Source organism: Vibrio olivae, from assembly GCF_042428525.1.
GTDB lineage: Bacteria > Pseudomonadota > Gammaproteobacteria > Enterobacterales > Vibrionaceae > Vibrio > Vibrio olivae.
In genome coordinates, this window is the sequence record NZ_JBHMEP010000096.1 from 1 (window position 1) to 583 (window position 583).

The 583-nt window shown below is 37.6% G+C and carries 1 protein-coding gene; it reads right to left on the reverse strand.

The features are described 5' to 3' along the window. Positions 1 to 583, reverse strand: a 583-nt coding sequence (locus ACFFUV_RS23690) for a hypothetical protein (protein WP_446697925.1), incomplete at both ends; no start/stop codon positions are given.

A 583-nucleotide genomic window follows, 5' to 3' on the forward strand; every position in this document is an offset into this window, starting at 1 on the left:
GCTAGAGCCAACAGAGCCACGTGAACCTACTAGATAGCCATCTTCATTACTTTTATGCACAAGTTTTTGGGCGATCAGATAAATAACCGAGAAGCCATTACCATTAATAGAATTCAACTCTTTTTCTAATCGTTTTTGGATAATTTCAGGTAACGGATCTCCGTACATTTGTTTTGCTTTTGTGTAACTCAATTCTGATATCTCATCTTCTGAACCTGGAATCTTCGGTGTATAAAGCTCATCTTTGACTGGAATCACTTCTTCGCAGATATCTGCGATTTTATTCGTATTTTCTACTACGATCTCTTTCGCTGTTTCTTCCCCTAAAAAGTGAAATGCAGTTAGCATCTCATCGGTTGTTCGGAAATGGACATCCGGCAAACTATGACGATTCAACGGATTCGCTCCGCCCATAGAATTGATCAAAATTTTTCGGTAAATGGCATCTTCTTCGTTCAGATAATGTACATTACCTGTTGCAACAACGATTTTATCCAAACTTTTTCCGATTTCTACCAAATTTTGGATAATTTCTTCCAAATCATGTTCATTTTTTACCAATTCTTGCTCGATCAAAGGCGCA